Origin of the sequence: Burkholderia sp. E168m23 (assembly GCF_016586125.1) — a bacterium.
GTDB lineage: Bacteria > Pseudomonadota > Gammaproteobacteria > Burkholderiales > Burkholderiaceae > Burkholderia > Burkholderia orbicola.
Map to the genome: position 1 here is coordinate 1 of NZ_BCPP01000343.1, position 6,589 is coordinate 6,589.

Below are 6,589 nucleotides of genomic sequence, written 5' to 3' on the forward strand. Positions count from 1 at the left end.
GCCGCGCCCGGCGTGCGCGGGTCAGGCGGGCGATTGCGCCGCGTCGTGCCGCGCGTAGTCGACGTAGCCGGCGCGCTCGCCGCCGTACCAGCCGATGGACTTCGGCTGCGCGAGCGGTGCGCGGGCCGCGATGCGCTCGACGAGATCCGGGTTCGCGATATACGCGCGGGCAAACGCGACGAGATCGGCGTCGCCCGCGTCGATCAGTGCGCTCGCCGCCTCCGGTGAAATGCCGCCGTTGACGATCAGCGTGCCGTGGAACGACCGGCGCGCATGATCGACGATGCGCGGCAGATCGGGTTCGCCGCTCCAGCCGTTGGTGTCGGCCGCGTGCAGATAGGCGACGCCCGCCGTGTCGAGCATCCGGCCGACGTACGCGAGCGTTGCGTCCGGATCGGCGTCGCGCACGTTGTTGTATTTCGCGTACGGCGAGATCCGCACGCCGACGCGGCTCAGCGGCATCACGCCGCCGACCGCGTCGACGATTTCTTCCAGAAAGCGCGCGCGGTTCGCGACCGATCCGCCGTAGCGATCGTCGCGGCGATTCAGCGTCGACGACAGGAACTGGTGCGGCAGGTAGCCGTTGGCGGCGTGGATCTCGACGCCGTCGAAGCCCGCGGCCATCGCGCGGGCCGCGGCCTGCCGGAATTCGTCGACGGTCGCGACGACTTCATCGGTCGTCATCGCGCGCGACGGCGTCGCATGAATCTTCGTGTAGTAGCCGTTCTGCAGCTGCGCCCAGACCTGCAACTGTTCGAGGTCGTCGTTCACGCCGGACGGCGACAGCGGCGCGGCGCCGCCGAGCAGCGTCAGCGAGCTCACGCGGCCGCCATGCCATAGCTGCGCGAAGATGCGCCCGCCGTTCGCATGGACGGCATCGGTGACGATTTTCCAGGCGGCGGCCTGCGCATCGTCGACGAGGCCCGGCGTCAGCTCGAATGCGGCGGACGCCCGGCTGACGTTGGTGGCTTCGGTCACGATCAGGCCGGCCGACGCGCGTTGCGCGTAGTACTCGGCCATCAGTTCGGTGGGCAGCCCGCGCGACGGCGCGCGCGAGCGCGTCATCGGCCCCATCACGACGCGGTTCGGCAGCGCGAGGCCGCGCAGATCGTAAGCACTGAGCAGGGAAGACATGATGGACTCCTGTGGTTCGACGGGGAGCGGGGCGGCGGCGCGCCCCGCGAACGGATCGGTTCGGCGTGCGACGGCGGGTCAACCCCCGGCGTGGCGTTGCGCGTGCGGCCGGCCGACGAGCAGGTAGTGTGCGAGCGCGACGATCGGGAACGCGCCGGCCACCGCGGCGACGAGCGGCCAGCCGCCATGCTCGTACAGCGGGCTCGCGAGCGCGGAGCCGATGGCGCCGCCGACGAAGATGCTCGTCATGTACAGCGCATTCAGCCGGTTGCGGCTCGCCGCGTGCAGCGCATAGATCTCGCGCTGGCCGAGCACCATGTTCATCTGCACTGCGAAGTCGAGCACGATGCCGGTGACGACGAGCCCGTACAGGCCGGCGCCGTGCACGAACCCGACCGCATACGCGAGCGCGCCGGCGACGAGCGCGATCAGCGTCGCGCGCACCGTATGGCCGGCATCCGCCAGACGCCCGGCCGCCGGCGCCGAGGTCGCGCCGATCGCGCCGACCAGCGCGAACAGGCCGATCGCCGATTGCGACAACCCGTAGTGACGCGTCAGCTCGACGGGCACGGCGGTCCAGAACAGGCTGAACGACGCGAACATCAGGCCCTGGTAGAGCGCGCGGTGACGCAGCACCGGCATCGTACGAACGAGGTGCAGCAGCGAGCCGATCAGTTCGAAATAGGTCGCGCGGTGATCGGGCTGGCGCGACGGAATCGTCAGCGCGAGCACGGCCGTGACGAGCGTCATCAGCACGGCCGCCGCCGCGAACACGAAGCGCCAGCCGAACGCGTCGGCCACGACGCTCGACAGCGGCCGCGCGAGCAGGATGCCGAGCAGCAGCCCGCTCATGATCGTGCCGACGACGCGGCCGCGCGAATGGTCCGGCGCGAGGTGCGCGGCGAGCGGCACGAGGATCTGCACGGCCACCGAGCTGAACCCGATCAGCAGCGAAATCGCGAGAAAGAGCCCGGGCGTGCGCACGAGCGCCGCCGCCGCGAGGCTCGCGATCGACACGACGGCCGTCACGATCATCAGCTTGCGGTTTTCGAGCAGGTCGCCGAGCGGCACGATGAAGAACAGCCCGAGCGCGTAGCCGATCTGCGTCAGCGACACGATCAGGCTCGCCGTGTTGCCGGACATGTGCAGGCCCGGCGCGATGAGCTCGGTGATCGGCTGCGCGTAGTAGAGGTTCGCGACGATTGCGCCGCAACTGAACGCGAACAGCAGGATCAGCCCCTGCGTGAGCTTGACGCCGTGCGCGGGCGGCGCGAGCGGTGTTGAATCCGTTGACATGGTCGACTCCTGGAAAAGGGAAGGGCCGGGCACCGGAGCGTCGCGCCGGCATGGAGCTCGCCTGGCCGCGATACGGTGCACCGCATTGCCGTCGATACTAGTGATCAATCGCTCAGGCCGGAATCGGGACGCCGCGCAATCGAGCGTTGCGCGGCACGCAAAGGTGCCGCGCCGCGCGGGTTCAGCCGCGTTTGCCCTGCAGCGTCGGAATCTGCTCGAACAGGCCCGCGAGCCAGTCGACGAACACCTTCAGCTTGACCGGGATGTGGCGATTGGGCGGATACAGCACCGAGATCGGCCGGGCCGGCGCGTTGAAATCGGTCAGCACTTCGCGCAGCCGGCCCGATTTCAGGTAAGGCTCGACGAGGTACAGCGACGTCTTGATCAGGCCGATGCCGGCGACGCCGCACTCGATGTAGTTGTCCGCGTCGTTGACGGCCACCGTGCCGCACATCTGCACGATGCGCGGCTCGCCGTCGACCACGTAATCCCACGGGCGCGGCCGCCCGGTGTCGGCCGAGATGTGACTGACCGCGACGTGCTGCGCGAGATCGTCGACGGTTTGCGGCTCGCCGCACCGCGCGAAATACGCAGGCGAGCCGCACGTACAGGTGGTCAGGCTGCCGATCCGCTTCGCGATCATGCCCGAATCGTCGAGCGCGCCGATGCGTACCACGCAGTCGACCCCTTCGCCGACGAGGTCGATCTGCCGGTCGGTCACGCCGAGTTCGAGCATGATGTCCGGATGGGCGTCGAGAAACGCCGGCAGCGCGGGCACCACGACCTGCTTCGCCATCGCGGGCGGCAGGTTCACCTTCAGCCGGCCGCGCGGCACGTTACGGGCCTGCGAGACCGACGCCTCCATGTCGTCGATCTCGCGCAGCACCGCGACGGAACGTTCGTAGTAGGCCTGACCGTCCTCGGTCAGCGAGATGCGCCGCGTGGTGCGGTTCAGCAGCCGGCAGCCGAGATGCTGCTCGAGTGCGCTCAGCAGCGCGGACACGCGCGGCGTGGTGAGGCCGGTCGTGTCGGAGGCGCGCGTGAAGCTGCCGGTTTCGACGATGCGCGTGAACACGCGCATCGAAAGCAAGGTATCCATCGTCGGAAGCACTCCAGCCGGTCGGCATGCGGCGCCGGTGCGTGCCGGCGCCGTCTTGTCTCATGTCGGATATAGGGGGGGCGCGTAGCGGGGTGACCGACCCGCTAGGCGTCGATGCGCTTTCTCAATGCGTCGCCGGCGAACGGCATTTCGCGCATGCGCTGCCCGGTCGCGTCGAAGATCGCGTTGGCCAGCGCGCCGGCGGTCGGCCCCATCGACGCCTCGGCCGCGCCGAGAAACGGCGCGCCGGGGCGATTGACCAGATGGACCTTCACGTTCTGCGGCACGGCCGAGAAGCGCAGGATCGGGTAGCTGCTCCAGTCGAAGCTGCGAATCCGTTCCGTGTCGTACTTCAGCGCTTCGTATAGCGTCCAGCTCGCGGCCTGCACGATGCCGCCCTCGATCTGGTTGCGGATGCCGTCCGGCGACACGATCTGGCCCGCGTCGACGGCGGCTTCCGCGTGTTCGAGCGTCACCTGGCCGGTTTCCGGCACGACCGACACCTCGACCGCGATCGCGACGTAGGCCATCAGGTTCTTGTACTTGCCGAACGCGAAGCCGACGCCGCGGTTGCGCGCGCGCGGCGGCCGCGGCCAGCCGAAGTGCTTCGCGGCGAGCTGGATCACCTGCCGCGCGCGATGGTCTTCCATGTGACGCAGCCGGAATTCGACCGGATCGACGCCGGCCGCGTGCGCGAGCTCGTCCATGAAGCTCTCGATCGCCCAGACGTTGGTGTGCGCGCCGAGCGAGCGCATCGCGGACGTCTGCAGCGGCATCGTCGGCGAGAAGTTGTTGACGATGTGCTGGTTCGGCAGCGCGTACAGCGGGATCGCGTTGCGATCGCCGCCGCCCTCCGGCTGCAGCATCGGCGTCGACGGCGCGGGCACGAACGGCGGCTCGAGCATCCGCGCGGGCAGCAGCCGGCCGGCGTTGACGATCCGCTCGTTGTGCGAACTGCTCCACAACGCATAGTTCCAGTCGACGATGCGGCCGCCCGCATCGAGCGACGCGCTGACCTCGGTCACCATCGCGGGCGTGAAGTGATCCCACGTGTGTTCCTGTTCGCGCATCCATTGCACGCGAATCGGCTTGCCCGGCATCGCGGCGGCGATCAGCGCGGCGTGCGCGGCCGCGTCGTCCGCCGCGTTGTGGCCGTAGCAGCCGGAGCCCTCGGTGTGAATGCAGCGCACGCTGGCCTTCGGCATCGACAGCATCTCCGCGAGCGCGTCGCGCAGCGGGTAGACGCCCTGCGAGTGGGTCCACACCGTCATCATCCCGTTCTCGAGATGCGCGACCGAACACGACGGCCCGATCGACCCGTGCAGCAGGTAGTTCTTCAGGAACGTCGCATTCAGCGTCTTCACGGCCGGCGCGGTGGCCGCATGCGTGTTCGCGATCTCGATGCGCTGCGTCGAGATCCGTTTCAGGTCCGCGTGCACGGTGCCGCGCTCGGGCAGCTTGCGGCCCGGCGACCAGCGGCAGCCGGCGGCGAGCGCGCGCTGCGCGACCACCGCCTGCCACTCGCCCTGCGCGACCACCGCGAGCATGCTGCCGTTGCGCACGATCCGCACGACGCCGGGCAGCTTCAGGATCGCGGCTTCGTCGAACGACAGCAGCGTCGCGTCGTACACCGGCGGCATCACGACCCGTGCGTGCAGCATGCCGGGCAACTGCATGTCCTGCACGTAGCTGACGCCGCCCGTGACCTTGCTCGGGATGTCGACGCGCGGCAGCGACGTGCCGATCACGGCGAACGTCGCCGGGTTCTTCAGCGGCGACGTGGGCGCGGCATTGCGATGCAGGTCGACCGTGCGGATCGCGTCGCCGTAGGTCATCGTGCGGCCGTCGGGTGCCTTGATCACCGCGTCGGCGGTGGTCAGCACGCGCGGATCGACGCCGAAGCGTTTCGCCGCGCCTTCCACCAGCAGCGCGCGCACCTGCGCGGTGGCGTTCAGCAGCGCGGAGCCGCTGTCGGCCATCGTGTGGCTGCCGGCGGTCAATCCTTCGTCCGGCGACGCGCCGGTGTCGGCGGTCAGGAACGTGATCAGCGACGGCTTCATGTCGAGTTCCTCGGCGGCCACCTGCAGCAGTGCGGTGCGCACGCCGGTGCCGAGCTCGACCTTGCCGGTAAACACGGTGACCTTGCCGTCGGGCGCGATCTTGACCCACGCGTCGAGCAGCGGATTGGTCTTCAGGCTGCCCGCGAGCGCCTGGGTGGCTTTCGCCACGTGGACGGCCGCACCTTCGTCGGCGATCACCAGCTGCGCGGCCGCGCGCGACGCGGGCGCGAGACTGAACGCGACGAACAGCGCGCCGGAGACGATGAAGTGCCGGCGGCCTTCGTCAATGTCGTCGTGGGAATTCATCACAGCCCCTTGCTGATCGTGACGGGAGCGGAAGCGGGCTCGGGGGCCGGCAGCCCCGCGACCGAGCGCACCGCCGCGAGAATCCGCATATGCGTGCCGCAGCGGCACAGATTCGGTTCCATGTGCGTGCGCAGTTCCTGTTCGGTCGGCTTCGGATTGCGTTCGAGCAGCGCCTGCGCGCGCATGATCATCCCGGCGATGCAGTAGCCGCACTGCGCGGCCTGGTGCTCGATGAACGCGCGTTGCAGCGGGCCCGGATGCTCGGCGGTGCCGAGGCTTTCGATGGTGCGCACGCTGCGCGCGCCGACCGCGGCCACCGGCATCAGGCACGAGAAGGTCGGCTTGCCGTCGACGATCACGGTGCAGGCGCCGCATTGGCCGAGGCCGCAGCCGAACTTCGCGCCGTGCAGGTGCAGGTCGTTGCGCAGCGCGTACAGCAGCGGCGTGGACGGATCGATGTCCAGCGTGTGCCGCACGCCGTTGACGGTGAGGGTAATCATCGTGCGGTGTCCTCTTTTCTGAGCTTCGCGGCCATCGCGTCGACGCCCGGCCACGCGGGACGATCGGTATAGGTCTCGCGCACGTACGCGGCGAGATCGGCGATCTGCGCGTCGTCGTACTGGTCGATGAACGACGGCATGTAGTTGAGCGTGTCCTCGCCGTGCCAGCCGATGCCGTTGAACATCATCTGGAT

At 69.3% G+C, this 6,589-nt stretch carries 5 protein-coding genes and 1 pseudogene; all 6 read right to left on the reverse strand.

The features are described from left to right. Nucleotides 1-21 precede the first annotated feature (21 nt). Complete coding sequence (locus JMF90_RS18370; protein ID WP_200159956.1) at nucleotides 22-1,134, reverse strand: alkene reductase; 1,113 nt, start codon at nucleotides 1,132-1,134, stop codon at nucleotides 22-24. A gap of 78 nt (nucleotides 1,135-1,212) precedes the next feature. Then, the gene (locus JMF90_RS18375; RefSeq protein ID WP_200159957.1) at nucleotides 1,213-2,430 is read right to left on the reverse strand and encodes an MFS transporter; all 1,218 of its coding nucleotides are present in this window, start codon (nucleotides 2,428-2,430) and stop codon (nucleotides 1,213-1,215) included. 181 nt (nucleotides 2,431-2,611) lie between these two features. Continuing rightward, nucleotides 2,612-3,529 carry a LysR family transcriptional regulator gene (locus JMF90_RS18380; protein ID WP_006481367.1) on the reverse strand — a complete coding sequence of 306 codons (918 nt, stop codon included), beginning with the start codon at nucleotides 3,527-3,529 and terminating at the stop codon, nucleotides 2,612-2,614. Between the two features lie 104 nt (nucleotides 3,530-3,633). Next, the gene (locus JMF90_RS18385) at nucleotides 3,634-5,895 is read right to left on the reverse strand and encodes a molybdopterin cofactor-binding domain-containing protein (RefSeq protein ID WP_201317364.1); all 2,262 of its coding nucleotides are present in this window, start codon (nucleotides 5,893-5,895) and stop codon (nucleotides 3,634-3,636) included. Further along, nucleotides 5,895-6,395: a (2Fe-2S)-binding protein gene (locus JMF90_RS18390; protein ID WP_006498476.1), complete on the reverse strand. Its 501-nt coding sequence runs from the start codon at nucleotides 6,393-6,395 to the stop codon at nucleotides 5,895-5,897. The genes JMF90_RS18385 and JMF90_RS18390 overlap by 1 nt, the downstream gene beginning before the upstream one ends. Further along, nucleotides 6,392-6,589 (reverse strand): annotated as a pseudogene (locus JMF90_RS18395) (cytochrome c); the annotation flags it as partial. The gene JMF90_RS18390 and the pseudogene JMF90_RS18395, both read right to left, overlap by 4 nt.